This window comes from Mycolicibacter icosiumassiliensis (genome assembly GCF_900078685.2).
Classification (GTDB): domain Bacteria; phylum Actinomycetota; class Actinomycetes; order Mycobacteriales; family Mycobacteriaceae; genus Mycobacterium; species Mycobacterium icosiumassiliensis.
This window is the reverse complement of the sequence record NZ_LT546166.1, coordinates 3,284,858-3,311,445: the sequence shown is the minus strand read 5'-3', so window position 1 is coordinate 3,311,445 and position 26,588 is coordinate 3,284,858. Positions and strand designations below refer to the sequence as shown.

The 26,588-nt window shown below is 67.2% G+C and carries 19 protein-coding genes and 3 pseudogenes; 18 read left to right on the top strand and 4 right to left on the bottom strand.

The window, feature by feature from the left end; translation table 11 throughout:
* Positions 1-4: 4 nt before the first annotated feature.
* The 13 genes and pseudogenes from BN4346_RS39755 to proB all read left to right on the top strand — a co-directional run bounded on the left by BN4346_RS39755 (position 5) and on the right by proB (position 15,118).
* Positions 5-474, top strand: a pseudogene (locus BN4346_RS39755) (NTP transferase domain-containing protein).
* Between the two features lie 843 nt (positions 475-1,317).
* Positions 1,318-1,641, top strand: a complete 324-nt coding sequence (locus BN4346_RS39750; protein WP_208863295.1) for a transglycosylase family protein — start codon at positions 1,318-1,320, stop codon at positions 1,639-1,641.
* 92 nt (positions 1,642-1,733) lie between these two features.
* The gene (locus tag BN4346_RS39745) at positions 1,734-2,990 is read left to right on the top strand and encodes a saccharopine dehydrogenase family protein (protein WP_067974612.1); all 1,257 of its coding nucleotides are present in this window, start codon (positions 1,734-1,736) and stop codon (positions 2,988-2,990) included.
* Between the two features lie 97 nt (positions 2,991-3,087).
* A complete protein-coding gene (locus BN4346_RS39740; RefSeq protein ID WP_067974609.1) occupies positions 3,088-3,678 on the top strand; it encodes a DUF937 domain-containing protein in 591 nt (196 codons plus the stop codon).
* Positions 3,679-3,770: 92 nt separating this feature from the next.
* A complete protein-coding gene (locus tag BN4346_RS39735) occupies positions 3,771-6,410 on the top strand; it encodes a valine--tRNA ligase (protein ID WP_067974607.1) in 2,640 nt (879 codons plus the stop codon).
* Entirely contained in the window at positions 6,407-7,822 is a 1,416-nt protein-coding gene (folC, locus tag BN4346_RS39730; protein ID WP_067974604.1) for a bifunctional tetrahydrofolate synthase/dihydrofolate synthase, read from the top strand. The genes BN4346_RS39735 and folC overlap by 4 nt, the downstream gene beginning before the upstream one ends.
* Positions 7,819-8,169 carry a DUF4233 domain-containing protein gene (locus tag BN4346_RS39725; protein ID WP_067974601.1) on the top strand — a complete coding sequence of 117 codons (351 nt, stop codon included), beginning with the start codon at positions 7,819-7,821 and terminating at the stop codon, positions 8,167-8,169. The genes folC and BN4346_RS39725 overlap by 4 nt, the downstream gene beginning before the upstream one ends.
* A gap of 85 nt (positions 8,170-8,254) precedes the next feature.
* The gene (gene ndk, locus BN4346_RS39720; RefSeq protein WP_067975041.1) at positions 8,255-8,701 is read left to right on the top strand and encodes a nucleoside-diphosphate kinase; all 447 of its coding nucleotides are present in this window, start codon (positions 8,255-8,257) and stop codon (positions 8,699-8,701) included.
* A gap of 297 nt (positions 8,702-8,998) precedes the next feature.
* Positions 8,999-11,801: pseudogene (locus BN4346_RS39715) on the top strand (Rne/Rng family ribonuclease).
* Positions 11,802-11,953: 152 nt separating this feature from the next.
* Positions 11,954-12,243 (top strand): annotated as a pseudogene (rplU, locus tag BN4346_RS39710) (50S ribosomal protein L21).
* 17 nt (positions 12,244-12,260) lie between these two features.
* Positions 12,261-12,521 (top strand): 50S ribosomal protein L27, encoded by a 261-nt coding sequence (gene rpmA, locus BN4346_RS39705; protein WP_024440772.1) that lies wholly within the window; start codon positions 12,261-12,263, stop codon positions 12,519-12,521.
* A gap of 48 nt (positions 12,522-12,569) precedes the next feature.
* On the top strand, positions 12,570-14,012 hold the full coding sequence (gene obgE / locus BN4346_RS39700) for a GTPase ObgE (RefSeq protein ID WP_067974599.1): 1,443 nt from the start codon (positions 12,570-12,572) through the stop codon (positions 14,010-14,012).
* Positions 14,009-15,118 carry a glutamate 5-kinase gene (gene proB / locus BN4346_RS39695; RefSeq protein WP_067974596.1) on the top strand — a complete coding sequence of 370 codons (1,110 nt, stop codon included), beginning with the start codon at positions 14,009-14,011 and terminating at the stop codon, positions 15,116-15,118. The genes obgE and proB overlap by 4 nt, the downstream gene beginning before the upstream one ends.
* Positions 15,119-15,216: 98 nt before the next feature.
* On the opposite strand, the gene BN4346_RS39690 is transcribed toward proB, so the two are convergent.
* Positions 15,217-15,852 (bottom strand): TetR/AcrR family transcriptional regulator, encoded by a 636-nt coding sequence (locus BN4346_RS39690; protein WP_067974593.1) that lies wholly within the window; start codon positions 15,850-15,852, stop codon positions 15,217-15,219.
* 105 nt (positions 15,853-15,957) lie between these two features.
* Here BN4346_RS39690 and BN4346_RS39685 point away from each other — a divergent pair, with 105 nt between their 5' ends.
* Positions 15,958-17,217, top strand: a complete 1,260-nt coding sequence (locus BN4346_RS39685) for a cytochrome P450 (protein ID WP_067974589.1) — start codon at positions 15,958-15,960, stop codon at positions 17,215-17,217.
* On the opposite strand, the gene BN4346_RS39680 is transcribed toward BN4346_RS39685, so the two are convergent.
* Together BN4346_RS39680 and BN4346_RS39675 are read right to left on the bottom strand one after the other, a co-directional pair.
* On the bottom strand, positions 17,167-18,456 hold the full coding sequence (locus BN4346_RS39680) for an MFS transporter (RefSeq protein ID WP_235653673.1): 1,290 nt from the start codon (positions 18,454-18,456) through the stop codon (positions 17,167-17,169). The two genes, BN4346_RS39685 and BN4346_RS39680, sit on opposite strands and share 51 nt — an antisense overlap.
* A gap of 49 nt (positions 18,457-18,505) precedes the next feature.
* Positions 18,506-19,357 carry an NAD-dependent protein deacetylase gene (locus tag BN4346_RS39675; protein ID WP_067974586.1) on the bottom strand — a complete coding sequence of 284 codons (852 nt, stop codon included), beginning with the start codon at positions 19,355-19,357 and terminating at the stop codon, positions 18,506-18,508.
* A 95-nt stretch (positions 19,358-19,452) separates the two neighbouring features.
* Here BN4346_RS39675 and BN4346_RS39670 point away from each other — a divergent pair, with 95 nt between their 5' ends.
* Positions 19,453-21,507 carry an NAD(+) synthase gene (locus BN4346_RS39670; RefSeq protein ID WP_067974584.1) on the top strand — a complete coding sequence of 685 codons (2,055 nt, stop codon included), beginning with the start codon at positions 19,453-19,455 and terminating at the stop codon, positions 21,505-21,507.
* A 183-nt stretch (positions 21,508-21,690) separates the two neighbouring features.
* A complete protein-coding gene (locus BN4346_RS39665) occupies positions 21,691-22,086 on the top strand; it encodes a tautomerase family protein (RefSeq protein WP_067974581.1) in 396 nt (131 codons plus the stop codon).
* Here BN4346_RS39665 and BN4346_RS39660 read toward each other — a convergent pair.
* Entirely contained in the window at positions 22,070-22,930 is an 861-nt protein-coding gene (locus BN4346_RS39660; RefSeq protein ID WP_067974578.1) for a ribokinase, read from the bottom strand. The genes BN4346_RS39665 and BN4346_RS39660 overlap by 17 nt on opposite strands.
* A gap of 88 nt (positions 22,931-23,018) precedes the next feature.
* Here BN4346_RS39660 and BN4346_RS39655 point away from each other — a divergent pair, with 88 nt between their 5' ends.
* On the top strand, positions 23,019-25,202 hold the full coding sequence (locus BN4346_RS39655) for an adenylate/guanylate cyclase domain-containing protein (RefSeq protein WP_078058737.1): 2,184 nt from the start codon (positions 23,019-23,021) through the stop codon (positions 25,200-25,202).
* Complete coding sequence (locus tag BN4346_RS39650) at positions 25,199-26,584, top strand: mechanosensitive ion channel domain-containing protein (RefSeq protein WP_067974574.1); 1,386 nt, start codon at positions 25,199-25,201, stop codon at positions 26,582-26,584. The genes BN4346_RS39655 and BN4346_RS39650 overlap by 4 nt, the downstream gene beginning before the upstream one ends.
* Positions 26,585-26,588: the final 4 nt, after the last annotated feature.

Here is a 26,588-nt window from a genome sequence, read left to right as displayed (position 1 = left end):
CGCCATGACGGCCGGTCGGTTGGCCGGTGTCGTGCTGGCCGGCGGCGCATCGCGCCGGATGGGCCGCGATAAGGCCACTCTCACCGTGCCGGGCAGGTTCGCCGGCCTGACCCTGGTGGAACACCAGGTCTCGGTGCTGGCGCAGCGCTGCGATCCCGTCTTTGTGGTGGCCGCGCAGGGCCAGCTGCTGCCCGACCTCGCTGCGCAGGTGCTGCGCGACGCGGTGCCCGGGCTGGGTCCGTTGCCGGCGATCGGGCTGGGGCTGCGCGCTGCGGCGCAGGCCGGCGCACCCCGCGCTGTCGTCCCGGGGTGTATCGCACCGCCCTGGCCGACACTGTCGATGCGATGGTCGCTGCCGGGGAGCGCCGGGTGGGCGCGTTGATCGATGGGATCGAAGTCCGGCGGATCGTGCTGGCCGACGCGGCGCCGCTGGCCAATCTCAACTCTCCGGACGATCTCGCCGGCCTGGCCTGAGGCGCATAGCAGCAAAGCCAGGTTTTGGCCGTAAAAAAAGCACATTTCAGTGGGTGCGGATAATGAAATAAATCGTCGTATTATCTGCAAGAGATACAAAGATTATTGGCGCCACATGGTATTTGTCACGTGGTCGCCGCGTTGGGGTTGGCCGGAAATGCTTGTAGCGCAAGGTAATTGGTTCGGGGCCTGGGTCGGCCGTGAATGTTGCGGCGGGCCGGATTGCAACGTTGCTTCCGCCTGGTCAATTACCTGCCGGTTCGGCGGTCCTGGGTCTATTGCCTGCTTGAGGCGCTTCGGACAATGCCGGCCGGATGACCTGCGACGATTGAGGCAGTTGATGCTGCTGAGGCCCCTGTAGCGGGCGATTTGCGGCACGGCGGACGGCAGGCCGACTTCAAATCTCCTCATTTCCAGTGGTCCAGCCCACAAAAACCTGGTGATCTGACTCACGCTCGCCGGCGCACGCTGCCGTGTCGGCAGGACGCCCAAAGCGGGCGCTGACCTGCTACAACCATTCCTGGCGCCGGCGTGATGGTTTCGTTATCTGTTCGAAATAGTCGCGTCATGCGGTTGGACTTGTCGTATGAACGTTTCGTAAGTTTCCTCTCGCCCTAATGCGGGGCAAACAAATTGAATCGACGGAACCGCGTGTGAGCGGGGCCGCGGGCGGCCCCTCAAACGCCTCCGCGGTGCCGGGTGCCATCCCGGCGGGCGATCTGCCCCCGCTGTCGTGCCTGACCTAGACGGCACGTCTCGAAGACCACTCCCGCCTGGATCCCAGGCATGTCGCCCCACCTGCCGTGGGCGCACTTCGACGCGCGCACTGCGAAAGGAACGATGTTGAAGAACGTCCGCAAGCCCCTGACCCTGGCCGCGATCGCCGGCGCCCTGATCACCGGCGCGATCGCCCTGTCCGACGCCACCGCCAAGGCGGACAGCGTCAACTGGGACGCCATCGCGGCCTGCGAGTCGGGCGGCAACTGGTCGATCAACACCGGCAACGGTTACTACGGCGGACTGCAGTTCAACGCCGGCACCTGGCGGGCCAACGGCGGCAGCGGCATGCCGCACAATGCCAGCCGTTCCGAGCAGATCCGGGTTGCCGAGAACGTTCTGCGGAGTCAGGGCATCGGTGCCTGGCCGGTGTGCGGCCGTCGCGGCTGAACATCTCTCTAGCGCTATCGACGGCGGCGGGCGGGCAGCCCGCCGCCGTCGCCGCCCGTAATGGGCCCCGGCCGGCGAGTAGCGTCGGGCGCGTGCCTGACACGCCCCGTGAACTCGACCTCATCCTCTATGGAGCCACCGGTTTCGCAGGGAAGCTGACCGCCCAGTACTTGGCCCGCGCCGGCGGCGAAGCCCGGATCGGGCTGGCCGGCCGCTCGGCGGAACGGTTGCGCGAGGTCCGCGACGGTCTCGGATCGCGAGCCCAAGACTGGCCGATCGTGGTGGCCGACGCCGACCAGCCCGCAACCCTGGAGGCGATGGCGGCCCGCGCCCGGGTGGTGATCACCACCGTCGGCCCCTACCTCCGTTATGGAATGCCCCTGGTCGCGGCCTGCGCCGCGGCGGGCACCGATTACGTCGACCTCACCGGCGAGACCCTGTTCGTGCGGGAGAGCATCGATCACTACCACAAGCAGGCCGCCGAAAACCGGGCCCGAATCGTGCACGCCTGCGGTTTCGACTCCCTTCCGTCGGACATGAGTGTGTACGCCCTGTATCGGGCGGCCCGCGACGATGGCGCCGGCGACCTGCTTGACACCGATTTCGTGATGCGGGGAGCCTCCGGTGGGGCGTCCGGTGGCACCCTCGCGACGATGATCGAGGTCCTGAGCGCCGCAGCCGACGACCCGAAGGCCCGACGCCAGCTGTTTGATCCCTACACGCTGAGCTCAGATCGGTCCGCCGAACCCCGATTGGGCCCCGAGCCGGACCTGTCCTGGCGGCGGGGCCGCGATATCGCACCGGAACTGGACGGAATATGGACCGCAGGCTTCGCTATGGCGCCCGTCAACACCCGGATCGTGCGGCGCAGCAACGGACTGCTGGACTGGGCCTACGGGCGTCGTTTCCGCTACTCCGAGCACATGAGCGTCGGCTCGTCGGCCGCGGCGCCCGCGCTGTCGGGACTGGCCACTGGGATGGGCAAGGCGACCTTCGCGGTCGGCGGCAACTTGTTGCGGCTGGTGCCGGCCGGCTGGCTGGAACGGGTGTTGCCCAAACCGGGTACCGGCCCCAGCCGCAGCCGCCGCGAGAACGGCTACTACCGCATTGAGACCTACACGACCACCAGCAGCGGAGCTCGCTACCGGGCGGACATGGCGCAGCGGGGTGACCCCGGCTACCAAGCCACCTCGGTGCTGCTGGGCGAGTGCGCGCTGGCGCTGGCACTGGACCGCGACGCTCTGCCGGACCGCTACGGTGTGCTCACCCCGGCGGCCGCGATGGGCGATGTGCTGCTGACCAGACTGCCTGCGGCGGGAGTGACGCTAGAGGTCTCCCGACTGCGCTGATCGGGCTCACATTGTTCGGTGCCGGCCACTGATCTTTCCGCTAGTGTCGTTTTCGACCGCTGCCCGTAGCAGCACCCAGCAACGAAGGTGGAATCTCATGGCCGGCCTCGACGATCTCTTCGCTCAGATCCCCATCCAGGACATCGCCAACCAGCTCGGCGCCGACTCGGGTGAAGTGGACAGCACCATTCGTACCCTGGTGCCGGTACTGGTCGGCGGGTTGAGCGAGCACGCCCAAGACCCGGGCCAGGCGGACAGCATCGTCAACACCGCCGCCACCTTCGCGGCCCAGGGACTGCTGGACAACGCGCTGGGCGCCAGCCAGTCTCAAGGCCAACAGGTGATTTCCACCATCTTCGGCGGCAACGACACCAGCCAGGTCGCCTCGGCGCTGTCGGGTGCCGGCGCAGGCAACAACGAGCTGCTGCAGAAGCTGTTGCCGATCATCGCGCCGATCGTGCTCGCCTACATCGGCAAGCAACTGACCGGTCAGAAGGCCGAGCCGGCCCACGAGCAGGCTTCCGGTGGCGGCCTCGGTGACGTCCTGGGCAGCATCCTGGGCGGCATGTCCGGTGGCGGCGCCGCCAAGAACCAGTCGATGGGCAGCATCCTGGGCAACATGATCGGCGGCAAGACCGGCGGCGCCATCGGCGACATCCTCGGCGGTCTGCTCGGCGGCAAGAAGTAGCCCTACCTGCGTGAGCAGTCGTCAAAGCCCCCGAATCGCGGCGGATTCGGGGGCTTTCGCGACTGCTCGGCAGGTATTCCTAGAATTGACCGGTGACTGACATTCCCAACGCCGCCAACACCGATCACCTGCCCAAGTCATGGGAGCCGGGTGCGGTCGAGGACGCGATCTACCAGCGTTGGGTGGATGCCGGCTACTTCACCGCGGATCCCACCAGCGATAAGCCCGGCTACTCGATCGTGCTGCCCCCGCCGAACGTCACCGGCAGCCTGCACATGGGCCATGCGCTCGACCACACCCTGATGGACGTGCTGACCCGTCGCAAGCGGATGCAGGGCTACGAGGTGTTGTGGCTGCCGGGCATGGACCACGCCGGCATCGCCACCCAGAGCGTGGTGGAACGCCAACTCGCCGTCGACGGCAAAACCAAGGAAGACTTCGGCCGTGAGCTGTTCATCGAGAAGGTGTGGGACTGGAAGCGGGAGTCCGGCGGCACCATCGGGAGCCAGATGCGCCGGCTCGGCGACGGGGTGGACTGGAGCCGTGAACGCTTCACCATGGACGAGGGCCTGTCGCGGGCGGTCCGCACCATCTTCAAGCGGCTCTACGACACTGGGTTGATCTACCAGGCCGAACGACTGGTCAACTGGTCGCCCGTGCTGGAGACCGCGATCAGCGACCTCGAGGTCAAGTACGACGACATTGAGGGCGAGCTGGTGTCGTTCCGCTACGGCTCACTCGATGACGCCGAGCCCCATATCGTGGTGGCCACCACCCGACTGGAGACCATGCTCGGCGACACCGCGATCGCGGTGCACCCCGACGACGACCGGTACCGCGACCTGGTGGGTAGCTCACTGCCGCACCCTTTCTTGGACCGTCAGATCGCTGTGGTGGCCGACGCCCACGTCGATCCTGAGTTCGGCACCGGCGCGGTCAAAGTCACCCCCGCCCACGATCCCAATGACTTCGAGATCGGTCTGCGCCACCAGCTGGAGATGCCGACGATCCTGGACAAACGCGCCCGGATCACCGGCACCGGAACACAGTTCGACGGTATGGACCGTTTCGAGGCACGGGTCGCGGTGCGCGAAGCGCTGGCCGCGCAAGGCCGCATCGTCGCCGAGAAGCGGCCCTACCTGCACAGCGTCGGGCATTCCGAGCGCAGCGGCGAGGTCATCGAACCGCGGCTGTCCATGCAGTGGTGGGTCGACGTCTCCTCGCTGGCCAAGGCCGCCGGAGACGCGGTCCGAGACGGCGACACCGTCATTCACCCGAAGAGCCTGGAGCCGCGCTGGTTCGGCTGGGTCGACGACATGCACGACTGGTGCATCTCCCGCCAGCTCTGGTGGGGCCACCGCATCCCGATCTGGCACGGGCCCAACGGTGAAAAGGTCTGCGTCGGCCCAGATGAGACCCCGCCGGAGGGCTGGGAGCAGGACCCCGACGTGCTGGACACCTGGTTCTCCTCGGCGTTGTGGCCGTTCTCCACGATGGGCTGGCCGGACGCCACCCCGGAGCTGGAGAAGTTCTATCCGACAAGCGTTTTGGTGACCGGCTACGACATCCTGTTCTTCTGGGTGGCCCGGATGATGATGTTCGGCACCTTCGTCGGAGGCGATGCCGCGCTGCCCGACGCCAAAGTTCCGTTCCGCAACGTGTTCCTGCACGGTCTGATCCGCGACGAGCACGGCCGCAAGATGAGTAAGTCGCGCGGCAACGGGATCGACCCGCTGGACTGGGTGGAGACGTTCGGCGCCGACGCCCTGCGGTTCACCCTGGCCCGCGGCGCCAGCCCCGGCAGTGACTTGTCGATCGGCGAGGACCACGCTCGCGCGTCCCGCAACTTCGTCACCAAGCTGTTCAACGCGACCCGGTTCGCGCTGATGAACGGCGCCGCGCCGGCGCCGCTGCCGGCGACCGAGCAGCTGACCGACGCCGACCGCTGGATCCTGGGGCGCCTGGAAGAGGTTCGTGCCGAAGTGGATTCGGCGTTCGAGGGCTACGAGTTCGGTCGGGCCTGTGAGGCGCTGTACCACTTCGCCTGGGACGAGTTCTGCGACTGGTACGTGGAGTTGGCCAAGACCCAGCTGGGGCAGGGGCTGACCCACACCACCGCCGTGCTGGCCGCGGTGCTGGACAACCTGTTGCGACTGTTGCACCCGGTGATCCCGTTCGTCACCGAGACGCTGTGGCAGGAGCTCACCGGCGCGGAGTCGCTGGTGATCGCGGACTGGCCGGAATCGTCGGGCATGGCACTGGATAAGGTTGCCGCGCAACGGATCACCGATATGCAGAAGCTGGTGACCGAAGTGCGCCGATTCCGCAGCGACCAGGGGCTGCGTGACCGGCAGAAGGTTCCGGCCCGGTTGACCGGCATCGACGATGCCGACCTGGCCACCCAGGTGGCAGCGGTTACCTCCCAGGCTTGGCTGACCGAGCCGGGGGAGGACTTCGCGCCGTCGGCCACCGTGGAGGTGCGCTTGGGGCACGGCACCGTCGTTGTCGAACTGGACACCTCCGGCACCGTCGACGTCGAAGCCGAGCGCCGACGGCTGGAGAAAGACCTGGCCACCGCGCGCAAGGAGTTCGAGACCACCTCGGCGAAACTGGGCAATGAGGCGTTCCTGGCCAAGGCGCCCGATGCGGTGGTCGACAAGATCCGCGGTCGCCAGCAGTTGGCCAGCGACGAGGTGGAGCGGATCACCGCGCGTCTGGCAGGCCTGACGTGACCGATCAGCCGATCGGCACCACGGAGCCCACCCCGGACGAGATCGCGGCACTGCTCCAGGTTGAGCACCTGCTAGATCAGCGTTGGGGCGAGACCAAGATCGAACCGAGCCTGACCCGCATCAACGCGCTGCTGGAACTGCTCGGCTCGCCGCAGCGCAGCTATCCGTCCATCCACGTCGCCGGCACCAACGGCAAAACCTCGGTGGTACGGATGATCGACGCGCTGCTGACCGCGTTCAGCCGCCGTACCGGGCGCACCACCAGCCCGCATCTGCAGTCGGCGGTCGAGCGCATTGCGATCGACGGCCAGCCGATCAGCCCGGCGCGGTATGTGGAGACCTACGCCGAGATCGAGCCCTTCGTGCAGATGGTCGATGCGTCCTCGCAGGCTGACGGGGGACCGGCGATGAGCAAGTTCGAGGTGCTCACCGGGATGGCGTTCGCGGCGTTCGCCGACGCCCCAGTCGATGTCGCCATTGTGGAAGTCGGCATGGGCGGTCGCTGGGACGCCACCAACGTCGTGGATGCTCCGGTCGCCGTGATCACCCCGATCGGCATCGACCACGTCGACTATCTCGGTGACGACATCGCCGGGATCGCTGCGGAGAAGGCCGGCATCATTCATCGCTCGTCGGACGAACTGGTCGACACCGTGGCGGTGATCGCCCGCCAGGTACCCGAGGTGATGGAGGTGTTGCTGGCGCAGTCGGTGCGCGCCGACGCCGCGGTGGCGCGGGAGACCTCGGAGTTCGCGGTGCGCAGTCGCCAACTCGCGGTTGGCGGGCAGGTGCTGGAACTACAGGGCCTGGGCGGGGTGTACTCCGACATCTTTCTGCCGTTGCACGGCGAGCACCAGGCCCACAACGCAGTGCTGGCGCTGGCGGCGGTGGAGGCGTTCTTCGGCGCCGGCGCCGAGCGTCAGCTCGATATCGAGACCGTTCGGGCAGGCTTCGCCGCTGTGCGCAGCCCCGGCCGGCTGGAGCGGATGCGCAGTTCGCCCACGGTGTTCATCGACGCCGCGCACAACCCGGCCGGTGCCGCCGTGCTGGCCCAGGCCCTGGCCGAGGATTTCGACTTCCGGTACCTGATCGGTGTGGTCAGCGTGATGGGTGACAAGGATGTGGATGGAATTCTGGCGGCGCTGGAGCCGGCGTTCGATCGAATTGTGGTGACCAACAATGGTTCTCCGCGTGCGCTGGATGTCGAGACGCTAACCGTGGCAGCGGCACGGTGGTTCGGTGACGACCGGGTGGTCACCACCGAAACGCTGGAAGACGCGATCGACACCGCTACGGCGCTGGTCGACGAATACGACTCCGAGGGAGAAGCTTCGGGAGCTGGCATCGTGATCACCGGATCGGTGGTCACCGCCGGTGCGGCTCGCTCGCTGTTCGGGAAGGACCCGGCATGACCCAACCGCCAGATGTTCCCGACCCGTGGCGCGGTTTTCGCGGCGTGATGGCCGCGACGCTGATCCTCGAAGCCATCACGGTGCTGTTGGCCCTGCCGGTGGTCAGCGTCGTCGGCGGCGGTCTGACCCCGTTCTCGCTGGCGTATCTGCTCGGCCTGGCATTGGTGTTGCTGCTGTTCGCCGGCATCCAGGGCCGCAGCTGGGCGATCTGGGCCAATCTGGCGCTGCAGCCGGTGCTGGTGGCCGGGTTCTTGATTTATCCCGGCGTGGGCATCATGGGCCTGGTGTTCACCGCGGCGTGGGCGCTGATCGCCTATTTCCGTGCCGTGGTGTTGCGACGCTCGTGACGGAACCGGCTAACGGGCCGGTACGCTATCGCCCGTGCCGCTGGCGATGACGCAGGGCGGAACGAGGGATGAGGAGCGGCGCTGCATGACTGAGCGGACTTTGGTACTGATCAAGCCGGACGGTGTGAACCGTCGGCTGGTGGGCGAGATCATCAACCGCATCGAGAAGAAGGGCCTGACGTTGGCGGCCCTGGAACTGCGGCCGGTGCAGCAGGCCGTGGCCCGGCAGCACTACGCCGAGCACGACGGCAAGGCGTTCTTCGCTTCGCTGCTGGACTTCATCACCTCAGGTCCCGTGGTCGCCGCCGTGGTCGAGGGGCCGCGCGCGATCGAGGCGTTCCGGCAGCTGGCCGGCGGCACCGACCCGGTGGCCAAGGCCACTCCGGGCACTATCCGCGGCGACTTCGGTCTGGAGACCCAGTTCAACCTGGTGCACGGCTCGGACTCGCCGGAGTCGGCCGAGCGTGAGATCGCACTGTGGTTCCCCGACCTGAAACCGTCGGCGCCGACGACCCCGATGACCCTGGCCTGACGCCGGAAGTTAGTGCCTTTCGTCCGGCCCCTGTGGATTGTGTGGGATACTGACTAACGGGTGAACGTCACCGGACCGGTGTCCGACACCCGAATGAAGACTTCGGCGAGTGCGACGGTCGCGATATGTGATGCGGCGCCGATCGCCGATCCTCATTCAGCCAGGCACCGAGTCGGTTCAACCCGAGCCCCTCGGAGCGAGACCACCACAAGCCCGGGGAAGTGAGCCGGGCCCATAACGAGAAGTCCTCGCGTGGCCGCGTCGCAACGACGCGCCCGGGGGCTTGAGGAGACGTACGTGGCAGACCCCTCTCTTTTTAAAGGCCCTGACTCAGAGGTACCGGCAACGCCGAGCGAGCAGGAAGAGTTGCCCGATCGACTGCGGGTGCACTCGCTGGCGCGGGTTCTCGGCACCACCAGCCGGCGGGTCCTGGATGCACTAACCGAGCTCGACGGCCGGACGCGCAGCGCCCACTCCAGCGTGGATCGTGTCGAGGCGGTGCGGGTCCGAGACCTGCTGGACTCGGTCGCCGAACCCGCTGTCGGCGGGTTGTTCCAGGAGGCCGGCGGGGCCGAGGCAACCGCCGAAGTCCCCGACGAGCCAGAGTCCCGGCTGCTGCTGGAGACGGCACCGGAGCCGGTCGCCGTGCGGGCTGATTACATGCCGTTGTTCGTCGCGCCGCAGCCGGTCGCTTTTGAGCGCGCGGTGCCCCGTGACGTCGGCGTGGATACCGACGATGACTCGGACGACTATGGTGACGACGACCTCGGCGGTGCCGACGCCGACACCGATGACGAGAACGGGGACCGGCCGGCTAACCGGCGCCGCCGCCGTGGTCGTCGTGGTCGTGGCCGGGGCCGCGGGTCCGAGGGTGCGGCAGCCGACGACGCCGATGACGACGAGACCGAGGATGACGGCTCCGCCGCGGAATCGGAGGAGGCCGGGGACCCCGAGGACGCCGAGGACGCCACCGACGAGGAGGGCGGTTCGGCCGAGGACGCGGGCGGCCGTCGCCGTCGCCGTCGCCGTCGTCGCAAGGACGGACGCTCCGCGCGCCAAGACCAGCCGGTCAGCCAAGAGCGACCGCGGCACCGGTGACGACGAGATCCAGGGCATCACCGGCTCGACACGGCTGGAGGCCAAACGTCAGCGTCGCCGCGACGGCCGCGACGCCGGGCGCCGCCGCCCGCCGATCCTGAGCGAGGCCGAATTCCTGGCCCGCCGCGAGGCCGTCGAACGCCGGATGGTGGTCCGTGACCGGGTCCGGACCGAGCCGCCGCACCAGGGCGCCCGCTACACCCAGATCGCCGTGCTGGAAGACGGCGTGATGGTCGAGCACTTCGTGACGTCGGCCGCATCGACCTCCCTGGTGGGCAACGTCTACCTGGGCATTGTCCAGAACGTGCTGCCGTCGATGGAGGCCGCCTTCGTCGACATCGGCCGGGGCCGCAACGGCGTGCTCTACGCCGGCGAGGTGAACTGGGAAGCTGCCGGGCTCGGCGGCGCCAACCGCAAGATCGAACAGGCGCTCAAACCCGGTGACTACGTCGTGGTGCAGGTCAGCAAGGACCCCATCGGACACAAGGGCGCCCGGCTCACCACGCAGGTGTCGCTGGCCGGCCGCTACCTGGTGTATGTGCCGGGCGCGTCGTCGACCGGGATCAGCCGCAAGCTGCCCGACACCGAGCGTCAGCGGCTCAAGGAGATCCTGCGCGAGGTGGTGCCCGCCGACGCCGGCGTGATCATCCGCACCGCGTCTGAGGGTGTCAAAGAAGAAGACATCCGCGCCGACGTGGAACGCCTCCAGGAGCGCTGGACCCAGATCGAGGCCACCGCGGTCGAGACCAAGGGGAAAGCGGCCGGAGCCGCCGTGGCGCTCTACGAAGAGCCCGACGTGCTGGTCAAGGTGATTCGGGACCTGTTCAACGAGGACTTCTCCGAGTTGGTGGTCTCCGGTGATGACGCCTGGGCCACGATCAACGACTACGTCGGTTCGGTGGCGCCCGAACTGGTGCCTAAGCTGACCCGCTACCAGGCCCCCACCGGCCCCGAGGGCCAGGCCGGTCCGGACGTGTTCGCCGTGCACCGCATCGACGAGCAGCTGGCCAAGGCGCTGGACCGCAAAGTCTGGCTCCCTTCGGGCGGCACGCTGGTCATCGACCGCACCGAGGCGATGACGGTGGTCGACGTCAATACCGGCAAGTTCACCGGCTCCGGGGGCAACCTCGAGGAGACGGTGACCAAGAACAATCTGGAGGCCGCCGAGGAGATCGTCCGGCAGCTGCGCCTTCGTGACATTGGCGGCATCATCGTCATCGACTTCATCGACATGGTGCTGGAGTCCAACCGGGACCTGGTGCTGCGTCGGCTGACCGAGGCACTGGGTCGCGACCGAACCCGCCATCAGGTTTCGGAGGTGACGTCGCTGGGTCTGGTGCAGCTGACCCGCAAGCGCCTGGGGACCGGCCTGATCGAGGCGTTCTCGAGCTCGTGTCAGCACTGCGCGGGGCGCGGCATCGTGCTGCACGCCGACCCGGTGGACTCGGCGGCGCCGGGACGCAAGACGGAATCGGGCGGCAGCACCAGCAGCCGCCGCAGCAAGCGCTCGAAGAAGCCGAAGGTCGACGAACCGGCGGTCGCCAAGGTTCCGGTTCATACCCCGGGTGATCACCCGATGTTCAAGGCGATGGCTGCCGCCACCGACCGGCACGAGGACGACGAGGACGACGAGGGCGAGACTGCACCCGACGTCGATGAGCGGTTGGTGAACCTCACCGAGCAGGTCGACGAAGGCACCGAGGAGGTCGCCCAGGATGACCTGGAGTCCGACGTGGTCGATGACGACGCCGACGATGAAGACGTCGACGACGAAGAAGACGCCGACGAAGACGCCGACGAAGTCGATCTCGACGACGATGACGACGAAGACTTCGACGACGACCTGGATGTCATCGATGAGTCCGATGAGTCCGATGAGGACGAAGACGCCGACGATGCTGAGGATTCCGAGGACTTTGACGAGCCCGAGGTGCCGTTGGCGGTGGTCGAGCGTCCCCGACGTCGGCGTGCGGCGGCCCGACCTGCCGGGCCACCGATCTAAGGTCGTGCCGGTTTGACCCCTTAGCCGCTGGTCACGTACCCTTGACCAGTTGTCGCCAGGCGGGAATAACCACAGCTCGGCGGACAGAACCCCAGACACCTGCGCAAGTCCCGATGGCGTGCGCGCCCGAGAAGCAGAGGTAGAAACCAACGATGGCGACGTACGCAATCGTCAAAACCGGCGGCAAGCAGTACAAGGTGTTGAGAAGATCGAGTCCGAGCCGGGATCGTCGGTCTCGCTGCCGGTCGCGCTGGTCGTGGACGGTGCCACCGTCACCACCGACGCCGCCAAGCTGGCGAAGGTCGCGGTCACCGGCGAGATCCTGGAGCACACCAAGGGCCCCAAGATCCGCATCCACAAGTTCAAGAACAAGACCGGCTACCACAAGCGGCAGGGTCACCGTCAGCAGCTGACCGTGCTCAAGGTCACCGGAATCAAGTAGCAGCAGGAGGCAGCGAGATGGCACACAAAAAGGGCGCTTCCAGCTCACGTAACGGGCGCGACTCAAATGCCCAGCGGCTTGGCGTCAAGCGGTTCGGCGGCCAGGTTGTCAAGGCCGGCGAGATCCTGGTCCGCCAGCGCGGCACTCATTTCCATCCCGGCGTCAACGTCGGGCGCGGCGGTGACGACACCCTGTTCGCCACCGCACCTGGTGCGGTCGAGTTCGGTGTGAAGCGCGGCCGCAAGCTCATCAACATCGTGCCTGTCGCCCGCGACTAGTCGCCGGCGTAACTGGGCGCCATTGCGCGCCGGATAGGTAGTAACGCCATGTCCCGGTTCGTCGACCGCGTTGTCATCCATGTGCGGGCCGGCGACGGGGGCAACGGCTGCGCCTCGATTCACCGGGAGAAGTTCAAGCCGCTCGGTGGTCCCGACGGTGGTAACGGCGGTCGCGGCGGCAGCGTCGTGCTGGTCGTCGATCCCCAGGTGCACACCCTGCTGGACTTTCACTTTCGGCCGCACATCGACGCGGCGTCCGGCAAGCAGGGCCAGGGCAACAACAAGGACGGCGCTTTCGGTGCGGACCTGGAGATCAAGGTGCCCGATGGCACCGTCGTGCTCGACGAGCACGGGCGGCTGCTGGCCGATCTGGTAGGCACGGGTGCCCGCTTCGAGGCAGCCGCCGGCGGACGCGGCGGGTTGGGCAACGCGGCACTGGTGTCGCGCGCCCGCAAGGCGCCCGGCTTCGCGTTGCTGGGGGAGAAGGGCGAAACCCGCGACCTCACCCTCGAACTCAAGACCGTCGCCGACGTCGGCCTGGTCGGATTCCCGTCGGCCGGGAAATCCTCGCTGGTGTCGGTGATCTCGGCGGCCAAGCCGAAGATAGCGGACTACCCATTCACCACACTGGCGCCCAACCTGGGCGTGGTCTCCGCCGGCGAGCAGACCTACACCGTCGCCGACGTCCCCGGCCTGATTCCGGGTGCCTCGGCTGGTCGTGGACTGGGTCTGGACTTCCTGCGGCACATCGAGCGCTGTGCGGTGCTGGTGCACGTGGTGGATTGCGCCACCATGGAGCCGGGTCGCGACCCGATCTCCGACATCGACGCGCTGGAAACCGAATTGGCCGCGTACACCCCGACCTTGCAAGGGGATTCGACGCTGGGCGATCTGGCCGAGCGCCCGCGGGCAGTGGTGCTCAACAAGATCGATGTACCGGATGCCCGGGAGATGGCCGAGTTCATCTCCGAGGAGGTGGCCGCCCGCGGCTGGCCGGTATTCAGCGTGTCCACCGCCAGCCGGGAGGGCTTGCGGCCGTTGACGTTCGCGCTGGCCGAGATGGTGTCGGCATACCGTGCGGCACAGCCGGAGCCGGTGGCGCGCCGGCCGGTCATCCGCCCCGTGCGCGCGGGCGAGACCGGGTTCACCGTGGAATCCGACGGCGAGGGCGGTTTCCTTGTGCGCGGTACACAACCCGAACGCTGGGTGCACCAGACCAACTTCGACAACGACGAAGCGGTCGGCTACCTGGGCGACCGGCTCGCCCGACTCGGGGTCGAGGACGCACTGCTGAAGCGGGGCGCCAAACCCGGCTGCGCGGTGACCATCGGGGAGATGACCTTCGACTGGGAGCCGGCCACGCCGGCCGGGGTGGACATGCCGTTGTCTGGTCGGGGCACCGACGTTCGGGTGGAGCAGACCGACCGGGTCGGAGCCGCCGAGCGCAAGGTGGCGCGCAAACAGCGCCGAGAGCATTCGGAGGACTCGTGAGCCGCAGCGGCGGTGCGCGCGAAGCGATTCGCAGCGCGCGCAGCGTCGTGGTCAAGATCGGCACCACCGCGCTGACCACCGAGACCGGCATGTTCGACGCGGCCCGGCTGGCCGGGCTCGCCGAGGCGATCGAAGCCCGGATGAAGGCCGGTTCCGACGTGGTGATCGTCTCGTCCGGGGCCATCGCCGCCGGCCTGGAGCCGCTGGGATTGACGAGGCGGCCAACCGATCTGGCCACCAAACAGGCCGCTGCCAGTGTGGGCCAGGTGGCGCTGGTCAATGCCTGGAGTGCCGCCTTCGGCCGGTTCGGCCGCACCGTCGGACAGGTGCTGCTGACCGCGCAGGATGTCTCGATGCGGGTGTCCCACACCAATGCGGCCCGCACCCTGGACCGGTTGCGCGCGTTGCACGCGGTCGCGATCGTCAACGAGAACGACACGGTCGCCACCAGCGAGATCCGGTTCGGCGACAACGACCGGCTCTCGGCGCTGGTGGCGCATCTGGTGGGCGCCGATGCGCTGGTGCTGCTCTCCGACATCGACGGCCTCTACGACTCCGATCCCCGCAAGGGCCCGGCCCGCCTGGTTCCCGAGGTGTCCGGACCGGATGATCTCGCCGACGTGATTGCCAGCGAGGGCAGTCACCTGGGCACCGGCGGCATGGTGTCGAAGCTGTCGTCGGCACTGCTGGCCGCCGACGCGGGAGTCCCGGTGTTGCTGGCCGCAGCCGGTGAGGCCGCTGCCGCCCTCTCGGATGCATCGGTGGGCACCGTCTTCGCGCCCCGGGCGCAACGGTTGTCGGCACGCAAGTTCTGGGTGCGCCACGCCGCCGACGCGGCCGGGACGCTGACGCTGGACGTCGGGGCTGTCGAGGCGGTGCTGGCACGCCGCCGCTCCCTGCTGCCGGCCGGGATCACTGCGGTTTCGGGCAGGTTCTACGGCGGCGACGTGGTCGAACTGTGTGGCCCGGACGGATCGGTGGTGGCCCGCGGCGTGGTCGGCTACGACGCCGCGGAGCTAGACGCCATGATCGGCCATTCCACCACCGAGTTGGCCCCGGATGCCCGTCGGCCGGTGGTGCACGCCGACGACCTGGTCGCGGTCTAGCCGCTCCCTCTTTCCGGCGGGTCTTTCCGGCGGGCGTGCGTCTGCCCAGCGACACGCCGGTCGGAGGCGTACAAGTACGCACGTTCGGTGGTTGCGCACTACTTGTCCGTCGGTTTGAGATAGAGCGCGCCCCAAAGGATTTCCGTCAACGCCGTAGAGAGTTCGGAATCGTAGTCCGCGTCGCGAACCGGCAAGTTCTGCTGGCATACCCGCTCCACCATCCAAGTGAGCGCACTTGCGGTGGCGGCGACAGGTAGCTCGCGGCGGATAGAGCCGTCCGCTTGGCCGTCTTCGATGACCTGGGCCACCCGGCCCGAGATTCCGGTCAGCAAGTCCCGGTAGGTGGCGCCCACCAGCGGGTCGTAGCCGGCCATCTCGCTGAGCGCGATCAGCAGGGGTTGATGCCGCCGATAGTTGGCGATGATCGCGGCCATCGCTGCGCGGGCATCGTCGGGATCGCGGCGCTGCGCCACGCCCCACCAACGCTCGGCCCCCGAGGCGAGATCGCCGAACACCTGGCCGGCGAGTCGGCGCAACAGGTGACCCTTGTCCTCGAAGTAGATGTAGAAGCTGGCGCGCGAAATGCCTGCCTCAGTGGCGAGCCGGTCCACGCTGAGTTCGGTGAAGCTGGCGCCAGCGCTCATCAGTCGCTCGGTGGCGTCGAGGAGGCGCCGCTCAATCTCCTCGCGCCGCTCCTGGCGACTGGTGGGGGGCTTGCGGGTCACAGAAGCCACAGCGGTCAGCGTAACGGCAAGTCCGACGTCTTGACTAGACACTATGTCTAGACCTACTGTCTGATCGAGCCCGGTGTGACCGGGGCCATACGCCGAGGAGGTCTCGTGACGGCACCATCCGCCGCGCTGCGCAGCTACGACGCGGTCGACTTGTCCTCACGTGCGTTCTGGTCCGGCACCGCCGCGGAGCGGGAGCGCTCGTTCGCGGCGCTGCGCGCCGAGCGCCCGGTGAGCTGGCACCCGCCGGTGGAAGACGCCATGCTCAACGATCCCGACGACCCGGGATATTGGGCAGTGACCCGTCACGCGGACATCGTCGAGGTGAGCCGCACCAACGACGTCTTCCTGTCCGGCAAGGGCGTGCAGTTCGAGAACTTCCCCGCCGAGCTGCTGGAGACCACGCAGTCCTTCCTGGCCATGGATCCACCCCGGCACACCACACTGCGCAAACTGGCCACCGCGGCGTTCACTCCCCGGCAGATCCGGCGCATCGAGGACTCGATCAAGGCCAGCGCCACGGCCATCGTCGAGGAACTCAAGGCCGCCGGCAGTGGGGCCGACTTCGTCGAGCACTGCGCCAAGGAACTGCCGCTGCGCACGCTGGCCGACATGGTCGGCGTGCCCGATTCCGAGCGCGCACAGGTAGCCCATGCCGCCGACGCCCTGGTATCGACCAACGACCCGGTGTTCCTCGCCGGGCGCGACCCGCTGGCGGTGATGGGCGAGAACATCATGTACCTGCATCAGGTCGCCGCCGCGCTGGCCGCGCAGCGCCGCGAGAGCCCTGGTGATGACTTGTTCAGCAGTCTGGTCAACGCCGAGGTCGACGGCGACCGGCTCACCGACGCCGAGGTGTCCGCCTACTTCGTGCTGCTCGCGGTGGCGGGCAACGACACCACCCGCCAGACCGCCAGTCATGCCCTGCGAGCGCTCACCGACTTCCCCGCGCAACGCGCCTGGCTCCTTGAGGATTTCGACCGCCGCATCGGAACCGCGGTAGAGGAGTTCATCCGCTACGCGACGCCGGTGATGACCTTCCGCCGCACCGCCGCATCCGATTATGAACTCGGCGGCCAGACCATTCGGGCCGGCGACAAGGTGGCGATGTTCTATGCCTCAGGCAACTGGGATGCGCAGGTGTTCGACCATCCCGATCGCCTGGATCTGAGCCGTGACCCCAATCCGCATCTGGGGTTCGGCGGCGGCGGGCAGCACTACTGTCTGGGAACCCATGTGGCGCGGGCCCAGCTGCGGGCCCTCTTCGGCGAGTTGCTCCACCGGCTGCCGCGTATCGAGGCCGGTGACCCGGAGTACCTAGCGGGCAGCTTCATTCACGGGATCCGGGCCATGACTTGCACCTTCTGACCCTGATCCGTCCTCATCGTGTCCGAACCGCCGGCCGGTGGCGTCCTTGCCGATCGCGGTCAGCACGATGACGGCGATCAACGTCGGCACCACCGTGACCATCAGCGCGAACGGATACCCGTGGGCGGCCGCCAAGTGCTCCTGGATCGGCAGATTGAATGCCGCGAAGAGATTGCCCAACTGGTAGGTGACGCCCGGATAGAAGCCGCGGATCGCGTCCGGCGACATCTCGGTCAGGTGCGCCGGGATCACCCCCCAGGCGCCCTGTACGCAGATCTGGATCAGAAATGAGCCCAGGCACAACATGCCGGCGGTGTGCGACAACGCGAACAGCGGCACGATCGGCAAACCCATCACCGCGGCCCAGATGATCGCGTAGCGCCGGCCCAACCGCTGTGACAGCGAGCCGAAGATCAGCCCGCCGATGATCCCGCCGATGTTGTAGATCACCGCGATCCACTTGGCCGTCACATGGGACAGACCTGCCCCGTCGGGCGAGGTCAGAAATGTCGGATAGATGTCGTGGGTGCCGTGGCTCATCCAATTGAACGCCGTCATCAGCAACACCAGGTAGCAGAATCGGCGGATCACCTTGGCGTCGGTGAAGACGTCGCGAATCTTGGTGTGGGTCAGTCGCATCCGGTCCTGGGTGGCCAGCCATACTTCGGATTCGGTAACGCGGTAGCGGATCAACAGGCTGACCATGGCCGGCAGGATCGAGAGCCCGAACAGCCAGCGCCAGGACAGCCCCAGGACGTCGTTCACCAGTAGCGAGGCGAGGGTGGCGGCCAGATAGCCGAACAGATAGCCCTCCTGGAGCAGCCCGGAGAAGAATCCGCGGCGCTCCGGTGGAATCTTCTCCATCGCCAGCGCGGCGCCCAGCCCCCATTCGCCGCCCATCCCGATCCCGTACAGCAGGCGCAGAATCACCAACACAGTGAAGGTAGGCGCGAACGCGCACAGGAACCCCACCGTCGAGTAGAAGATCACGTTCACCATCAGCGGTATTCGCCTGCCGACCCGGTCGGCCCACAGACCGAACAACAGTGCCCCGAGCGGGCGCATCACCAGGGTGGCGGTGGTCAGAAACGCGACTTCGGTCTTGGTGTGGCCGAAAGTCTTGGCGATGTCGGCGTAGACGAACACCACGATGAAGTAGTCGAACGCATCCATCGCCCAGCCCAACACGGCAGCGAGGAATGAGTTGCGCTGGTCGGGGGTGAGCCGCTGCTTTGTCACCCGAGCATCGTGCCGGATTTCGGAGCGATTGGCTGCCGCTACCGACGGATTACCGCGACGAAATTTTGCCGGCCAGCTCCGAGGCCAGCAACGCCAGCGTCGGCGAACAACCGCCGTCGATCTTGACGCCGGCCAACTCATCGCCGCGGGTGGGGCCGCGGTTGACGATCGCGACCGGGATACCGCGCGCGGCGGCGTGGCGAACAAATCGGTAGCCGGAGAACACCGTCAGCGACGAACCCGCCACCAGCAGTGCCTCCGCGTCGTCGACCATCGAATAAGCCTGGGCAACACGTTCTTTGGGGACGCTTTCGCCGAAGTAGACGATGTCGGGCTTGAGTATCCCGCCGCAATGCCGGCAGTCGACAAACCGGAATGACGCGGTATCGGTGACGACGGCGTCCGCATCGGGCGCCACGGCGATACCGCCGAGCTTCCCCACTCGGTCGATGAACCCGGGGTTGAGCTGCTCCAGCTGCTCAGCCAGCGACGCTCGGCTCAACGATTGCCCGCAGGCCAGACAGATCACCGTCGCGTAGCTGCCGTGCAGATCCACCACGCGCCGGCTCCCGGCTTGGGTGTGCAGCAGGTCGACGTTCTGGGTGATGACCCCGGTCACCACCCCGGCTTGTTCCAGCGCCGCCACGGCCCAGTGTCCGATATTGGGCGCGGTGTCGGCCAGGTGGCGCCAGCCGATGTGGTTGCGCGCCCAGTATCGCTGACGAAACACCGGGTCGCCGGTGAACTGGGCGATGGTCATCGGGTTGCTCGGCGGCGAGTCCGGGCCGCGATAGTCCGGAATCCCCGAATCGGTGGAGATACCGGCACCGGTCAGCACCGCGACCCGCCGGTCCGCCAGCAGAGCCAGCAAGTCGCAGACCGTTGGCTCGGTTTCGCCCATCTGGTCAGCGTAGGCACTTTGCGGTGGTGGACCGCTCGCATGTTGCGGGCACCCGAAAGCTGCACGTTGACACAGTCCAGGCGACAATGGGGGCAATGGAGCATTCTGGGGACTTCTACAGCGCCTACCGGCATGGGTTCGCGCGGGTTGCCGCCTGCACGCACCGTACGACGCTCGCCGACCCGGCCGCCAACGCCGAGTCGGTGCTACGGCTGGCGCGCGAATGCCACAACGACGGCGTCGCCCTGGCCGTCTTTCCCGAACTCACCCTGTCGGGATACTCCATTGACGACATCGTGCAGCAAGACAGCCTGCTCGGTGCCGTCGAGGCGGCATTGTTCGAGGTGGTCGCGGCGTCGACTGAGCTGCTGCCGGTCCTGGTGGTGGGGGCGCCACTGCGTTATGCCCATCGCGTCTACAACACCGCGGTCGTCATCCACCGCGGACGCATCCTCGGTGTCGCGCCGAAGTCCTACCTGCCCACCTATCGGGAGTTTTACGAAGGCCGCCAGCTGGCTGCCGGCGCCGACGAACGCGGACTCATTCGGCTGGGCGGGGCGGAGATCCCGTTCGGGCCGGACCTGTTGTTCGCCGCGGCCGACCTGCCCGGGTTCGTGCTGCACGCTGAGGTGTGCGAGGACATGTTCGTGCCGGTGCCACCCAGCGCTCAGGCCGCCCTGGCCGGCGCGACGGTGCTGGCCAACCTGTCCGGCAGTCCGATCACCGTCGGGCGTGCCGAAGACCGCGCCCTGTTGGCCCGCTCGGCCTCGGCGCGCTGCCTGGCCGCCTACGTCTACGCCGCCGCGGGAGAGGGGGAGTCGACCACCGACCTCGCCTGGGACGGCCAGACCATGATCTGGGAAAACGGCACCCTGCTCGAGGACAGTGAACGGTTCCCCAACGGCCCCCGCCGATCGGTCGCCGACGTCGACCTCGGACTGCTGCGCTCGGAGCGGCTGCGCATGGGCACCTTTGACGACAATCGCCGCCACCATCGGGATGCGGTGCAGGCGTTCCGGCGGGTGGAGTTCATTCTGGACCCGCCGGCCGGAGACATCGGACTGCGGCGGGTTGTTGAACGATTCCCGTTCGTGCCGTCGAATCCGCAGCGCCTGCAACAGGACTGCTACGAGGCCTACAACATCCAGGTTTCTGGCCTGGAGCAGCGGCTGCGCGCACTGAACTGTCCCAAGGTGGTCATCGGGGTGTCCGGCGGTCTGGATTCGACCCACGCCCTGATCGTCGCGGCCCGAGCGATGGACCGGGAAAACCGGCCGCGCAGTGACATTCTGGCGTTCACCCTGCCCGGCTTCGCCACCGGAGAGCGCACCAAGGCCAATGCCGTCGCGCTGAGCAAGGCGCTGGGGGTGACGTTCGCCGAAATCGACATCCGCGAGACCGCCACACTGATGCTGTCCGAGCTGGGGCACCCGTTCGCGCGCGGGGAAGCCGTCTATGACGTCACGTTCGAAAATGTGCAGGCCGGTCTGCGCACCGACTATCTGTTCCGGATCGCCAACCAGAACGGCGGCATCGTGCTGGGCACCGGCGACCTGTCCGAGCTGGCGCTGGGCTGGTCCACCTACGGGGTGGGCGATCAGATGTCGCACTACAACGTCAACGGTGGCGTGCCCAAAACGCTGATCCAGCACCTGATCCGGTGGGTCATCAACTCCGGGGAGTTCGACGTCGACGTGTGCGCGGTATTGGCCTCGGTGCTCAACACCGAGATCAGCCCGGAACTGGTGCCGGCGACTGACGGCGAAGAGATTCAGCGCAGCGAGGACAAGGTGGGCCCGTACTCGCTGCAGGACTTCGCGCTGTTTCAGGTGCTGCGCTACGGATTCACGCCCGCCAAGACCGCGTTCCTGGCCTGGCATGCCTGGCATGACGTGGAAGCGGGTTCCTGGCCACCCGGATATCCGGCGGACAAGCGGCAGGCCTACTCGCTGGCAGATGTCCGGAAATGGTTGAAAGTCTTTGTGCAGCGGTTCTATTCGTTCAGTCAGTTCAAGCGCTCGGCGTTGCCGAACGGCCCGAAGGTATCCCACGGCGGTTCGCTGTCGCCGCGGGGAGACTGGCGGGCCCCGTCGGACATGTCGGCGCGGATCTGGCTTGACGAGATCGAACGGGAGATTCCGCAGGGGTAAGCAGGAGCATCGAGGATGGCTCCCAGTCCGCCTTCCCGCGCGCTGATGCGCAGCAACTACTCAAGCCCGGTGGGCGCATCGCACTGATGGTGCCAAGGCCTCACCAGCGTGCGGGTCAAGAACATCGGCACCATCTGGTGGGCGCGGGCCAAACGGGACTGATCATCTGGCAGGGTGTGGATCATGCCCACCGTCCTGATCGAGGTTCGCCGCCGCTACGAACCGGCCGAGGAAGTCGCGATCATCGATGCCGTCCACGGCGCGCTCGTGACCGCTTTCCAGATCCCGGCCAAGGACAAAAACGTGCGGTTGGTCGTCCACGAGCCGCACCGGTTTGCGGTCCCGGCGCAGCTCGCCAGGCCCGACTACCGCACCCTGGTATCGATTGACTGCTTCTCGGGCCGGTCACTTGAGGCCAAGCGGCTGCTTTATGCCGGTATCGTCCAAAACCTTACTGCGCTGGGCATTCCCGCTGACCATGTGATGATCACCCTGCACGAAGTGGATCGCGACAATTGGGGCATTCGAGGCGGGCAGGCCGCGTCCGACGTCGACCTGGGATTCAACGTCCAGGTCTGAAGGTGTCCCGTGCCGCGCTGATCGCCTCGGCGCTCGGGGCGCACTCCCCAGCGCCGGCCACCAGCGTGGCCAACGCCCCTGCCACACAGGCGCATTGCATTGCGTGCTCGATGCCGCCGGCCCATTCGGTCGCCAGCACGCCGGCGAACACGTCGCCCGCGCCGGAGGTGTCGACCGCCTGGACCACCGGTGCCGGCATATCGACGGTGCCGTCCGCTCCGGCGTAGCGGGCCCCGCGCGCGCCGAGGGTGACCACCCGGTGGGGCACTCGATGGCCGAACGCCGCGGACTCCGCCTGGTTGACCACGGCGACATCGATGAGCTCGGCCAGCTCGCTCAGGTCGCCACCGGCCGGGGACACGTTGAGGATCACGGTCGCCCCGCGGGTGTGGGCCAGCTCGGCGGCCGCGATGGCCACCGGGATCGGAATCTCCAACTGCATCAGCAGCACGTCGCAGTCGGCGATCAGGTCGCGCTGGCCGGCATCCAGTGCCCACGCGCCGTTGGCGCCGGCGGCCACCACGATGGTGTTCTCCCCGGATGGGTCCACCGTGATGACCGCCGAGCCGCTTGAACCCGCCACCGTCGTCAGGCCGTCGGTTCCGACGCCGTTGCCCTGAAGGTGCCGGCGTAGCCGCCGTCCGGCGTCGTCGTCACCGACCGCCCCCACGAACTGCACCCGTGCTCCGGCTCGTGCCGCTGCTATCGCCTGGTTGGCGCCCTTCCCGCCGGGGTGGCTGCTGGGCGCCGCGGCCAGCACCGTCTCGCCCGGGGCGGGAAGCGCGGCGACCGAGAAGACGGTATCGGTGTTCACGCTGCCTACCACGCACACCCGCGTCGCCATGGGTTTCAGCTTCGCATTCGCGACCGTGGCATGTGGTGCATCCCCTAATGTGAGAACCCATCCGACAACCGGCGAAGGGAGCCGCCGAGTGGACTCGGCACCGTCGACAGTGACCACGGCGAACGACGAGCGCCTGTACCGGCGGTTGGCGGCCCGGCTCAGCATCAAGACCAAGCTGATGATCATCCTGCTGCTGACCAGCGTCGCCTCGGTCGGAGTCGTGGGATTCGTCGAATTCCAATATGGCGCAGAGGAATTGCAGCGTGCGGCCACCAACAAGCTGGTGCAGGCTCGTGAGTCGCAGCGCCGCGCGGTCACCGGATTGTTCGCCGAGATGACCAACTCCCTGATCGTTTACAGCGGGGGAGCGACCACGGCCGCCGCACTGAAGGCGTTCACCGCTGGATTCGACGAACTCGCCCACGCTCCGATCACCCCCGAGCAGCAGCGGACGATCGCCGGCTACTACCGAGACAACTTCACCAAGGCGTTGGCTGAACGGACCGGCGAGCAAGCGGACGTCGCGGCGTTTCTGCCCACCTCGAACGCGCAGCGTTACCTGCAGGCCAACTACACCGCCGGTTTCGCCGGGGACTCGAAGAAACTCGTCGACGCGGGCGACGGTAGTGCGTGGTCAGCGGCAAATGCCCAGTTCAACGATGTCTTCGCGGAGATCGTCCGACTTAACGAGTACCAGGATGCGTTGCTGTTGGACACCGACGGCAATGTGGTCTATTCGGTCAATAAGGGCGTGGATCTGGGCACCAACCTGCTCACCGGCCCGTACCGCGAATCCAGTCTGCGCGATGCCTACCGCAAAGCTCTGGCGGCTAACGCGGTCAACTTCGTGTGGATCACCGATTATCAGCCCTATCAACCGAACTTCGACACACCCACGGCCTGGCTGGTATCGCCGGTCGGCACCAAGGGGGCCGTCGAGGGGGTGTTGGCCTTGGCGCTGCCCAGCGCAAAGATCACCCGGATCATGACCGCCGACCGAGACTGGGATGCGGCAGGGCTGGGGCACACCACCGAGACTTATCTGGCCGGTCCGGACGACCTGATGCGCTCCGATTCGCGGCTGTTCCTGGAGGATCCCGAGCGCTACCGACGCGAAGCGATGCAGGCGGGAACCGCTGAGGCGATGGTGGACCGCGCGGTTCGGTTGGGGACCACCACCTTGGTGCAGCCGGTCAGCGGACCCGGACTACAGGCCGCACAACGTGGCCAGTCCGGAACGCTCACCAATGGATATGACTATCTGGGCAAGCGGGAGTTGACCGCGTACGCGCCGGTGACCGTACCCAATTCGGACTTGCAGTGGTCGATCCTAGCGACTAGGGAGTACTCCGACGCCTTCGCCGGTGTCACCTCTTTCAGCAGGAGAGTGGTGCTGGCCACCACCGGGGTCATCTTCGCGATCTGTGTGCTGGCGATGCTGCTCGCCCGGCTCTTCCTGCAACCGATCCGTCGGCTACAAGCTGCCGCCCAGCGAATCAGCGCCGGTGACTACAGCGCCGTGGTACCAGCCCGGACGGCCGACGAGATCGGCGATCTGACCAAGGCATTCAACGACATGAGCCTCAGCCTTCGCACCAAGGAGGAGTTGCTCAACCAGCAGCGCAAGCAGAACGACGAACTGATGCTGTCGTTGATGCCGGAGTCACTGGTACGACGCTACCGCGGGGGCGAGCAGGCCATCGCAGATCAGCACCACAACGTCACCGTCATCTACGCCGAGTTGCAGGGGATCGACCAACTGTCCTCCGAGGTCTCCGCGAGCGAATTGGTGACGATCGTCGACGACTTGGTCAGCCAATTCGACGCGGCGGCCGAAGTCGTTGGAGTCGAACGAATCCGGACGATGTACAACGGCTATCTCGCCGGCTGCGGCTTGACCACCCCGCGCCTGGACGCCGTGCACCGAATCGTCGAATTCGCTGCGGAGATGGAGCGCATTGTCGATCGGTTCGCCATCAAATCCGGCTACCGGCTGAGCCTGTGGGCCGGAGTCAACACCGGCGAGGTCGTCAGCGGTCTGGTGGGCCGATCCGGTGTCACCTACGATCTTTGGGGCTCTGCGGTTAACCACGCCTATCAGTTGCGCAGGAAAACACCGGAATCCGGCATCTACCTCACCGCGGCGGTTCGTGACATGCTCGGCGACGCCGCGGAGTTCGCCCCGGCCGGCACCATGACGATCGGCGATGCCCAGGAACAGACCTGGAGATTGACCTCGAGATTGGCGTCGGGCTTGTCGGAGGCACCATGAACGTCTTCGGGCCGTGGCTCTACTGGGCGGTCGGGGTTGCCGTCGGGTTCCCCGCAGGTCTGGTCCTGCTCACCGAAGGGCATGGGGCGCTGGCGCGCCGAGGCAGCCACCTGGCCCGGCCGGTGGCGCTGACGCGCAACTACGTGTTGCCGCTGGGTGCGTTGTTGGTGCTGCTGGCGAAGGTGGCCGAGGTACCAGAACACGATCCGACGCTGCGGGTCATCTACACCGCGTTCGGCTTCGTGCTGCTGGTGTTGCTGCTGTCGGTGCTCGATGTCACCTTTTTCCAGAGCGCCCCCAAAGGTTCTTGGCGGGGCCGGATACCGACCATTTTCGTCGATGTCGCCCGGTTCCTGCTGATCGGTGCGGGTTTGGCACTGATCCTTTCCCTGGTCTGGGGCGCCAAGATCGGCGGCTTGTTCACCGCGCTGGGCGTTACGTCGGTGGTCATCGGTTTGATGCTGCAGAACTCTGTCGGCCAGATCGTTTCGGGCCTGTTCATGCTCTTCGAGCAGCCGTTCCGGATCGGCGACTGGCTGTCCACCCCCACCGCCCACGGCCGGGTTGCCGAAGTGAACTGGCGGGCGGTGCACATCAGCACGGCCGACGGACTGCAAGTCACGCCGAACTCGGTGCTGGCCGGCACCTCATTCACCAACATCAGCCGATCCGGCGGTGCGCACCGGGTGTCGATCACCACCACGTTCGCCGTCGGCGATCCGCCAGATCGGGTGTGCGCGTTGTTGTCGCGCGTTGCCGCCGCACTGCCGATGCGAACCACCGGGACGGCACCGGTTTCCGCGGCCCTCGGTAGCGGCCAATACCGGACCACCATTGCGGTCGACTCGCCGAGCGACGACAGTGCGGCGCAGGCCACCTTCATGCGGTGGCTCTGGTATGCATCCCGGCGGGAGGGACTGCACCTTGACGGCGCCGACGACGACTTCTGCACGCCGGAACGGGTGGCCGAGGCGCTGCGGACCGTTGTCGCCCCTGCGCTGCGGCTGACCGAGGCCGACCAGCAAGCCCTGGTGCCCTACGCCAGGATCGTCCGGTACGGCACCGACGAACCGTTGCAGCTGGCGGGTCAGGTGCCCACCGCCATGACATTTCTGACCGACGGCAGTGTCCGGCTCAGCGGCGAAGATCCGGCCCAGCCCGGCACCACGCTGCGGCACGGCGCGTTTCTCGGCGTCACCACTCTGACCCGCCAATCCAGCCAGTTCGACGCTCGCGCACAGGAAGAGGTGACCGCGGTGGTCATCGACCGCGAGCACATCGAGGATCTGGTGATGGCCAAGCCGCTGCTGCTGCAGGAACTCGGCCGGATCATCGATCAGCGGCGCCGCACGCCATCGACACAGCGGGGCCGTTTTACCTGATCGG